Genomic DNA, 1,254 nt, shown 5'->3' with positions numbered 1-1,254 from the left:
CTGAAAGGCAAACGCAAAGAGTTAGCTCAAGCATGGCTAACTGAACTCAAACAGATCGAGCTCAATGCGGATGCAGATGAAAAGCAGCTAGAGAAAGTGGCTCACGCTTACACGGATTATCTCCATGCTTGTAAAGATGCTGGGCTGCACTGGGTTCAGCCAGGACGATTTGTGTTACCAGGAGAGCTTGCTGGTGCACCGGTGTTGCAGTTCTTTCCTTGTCGATTTGAACCGGAAAGCAAAGCGCCTAAAGGCAGCAATTTAGCCATGTTAGAAGCGCGTTTTCATGAATATCAGCAGAAAGTAGTGAAAGCGTTTTATAAGCACCATTTTGCAACATTTGACCGCCAAATTGTGCTGGTGGATTGTTTACAGCCACTTAATGCTGGCGACGAGGCGTTTTATGATATGCGTCAGGCTCTTGAGCAGATCATGCACAGCTTTCGTTATGGTCGCAGTAGCTTTTTGCGTCGTTTGTTCTCGCCAAAAATAGACAAAGAGCTCTTGGCCGCCACCAAGGCCGTTCACGTGACACCAGATCAGCATCCGCACCTTGCCTCTCTACTGCAACAAATGGTGCACCCAGCATGGCAAACCGCTGCTTATGAGAACATTGAAATGAGTTGTATGAGCATTGCTTCCATCCAAGCGACCACTTCTGGGTTTATTACCTCAGGCGACAAAACCATTTCTGCGTTACAGGGGACGACCTTAAACGGTGAGGCAATGACGATGTTCCCAGGAGAGGTGCCGAAGAAGCTACCCAATGCCGCCTATTGGCAAAACAGTGGTTTCGACTTTACTTCCTTCCGTCCTATGCCGTCAGCAAGTGATGAACCGATGAAACACATACGTCTAGATAAAGCACTGGATTATCTGCTAGGAGACAAATTGAAATGAGCGAATTGAAGCAGAAACAAATTTTCTCTGACAAAGCACTAGAGAAAGAGCAGCAATCGGATTCACCAGAGTTAACGGCGCAAAAGACATTCAGTGAAAAAGAAACTTTTGTACCAGTGAAGATAGAAGAAGATCGAATTGAAACCGAACAAGAACTGCAACTTGAACACGTGATTCGCCCTAGGCCGGGCAGAAAATGGCTCGCAACCGGTGTGTTTGCTACTTTTGCCGGATTGGTCGGGTGGCAGGCTGTGGACTCAGTTGTCACTGCGGTGCAAACGGCTGACTGGCTAGCATTAGGTTGGGCGGGTTTCATTACTGCTGTGGCATCATTGGGCCTAGGTGCCATCGGTA

General features: G+C 47.8%; 1 protein-coding gene and 1 pseudogene. Both read left to right on the top strand.

Translation table 11 applies throughout. The annotated features are described in order from the left end of the window. Nucleotides 1-900 (top strand): YcjX family protein (locus R7Q38_RS23795; protein ID WP_318114521.1); only part of this gene is annotated, 900 nt, incomplete at its 5' end. Beyond that, a pseudogene (locus R7Q38_RS23790) lies at nucleotides 897-1,254 on the top strand (TIGR01620 family protein); the annotation flags it as partial. The gene R7Q38_RS23795 and the pseudogene R7Q38_RS23790, both read left to right, overlap by 4 nt.

It is taken from the genome of Vibrio sp. Vb0598, assembly GCF_033338935.1.
Classification (GTDB): Bacteria; Pseudomonadota; Gammaproteobacteria; order Enterobacterales; family Vibrionaceae; genus Vibrio; species Vibrio alginolyticus.
The sequence above is the reverse complement of the archived record's forward strand: the minus strand, read 5'-3'. Positions and strand labels throughout refer to the sequence as shown.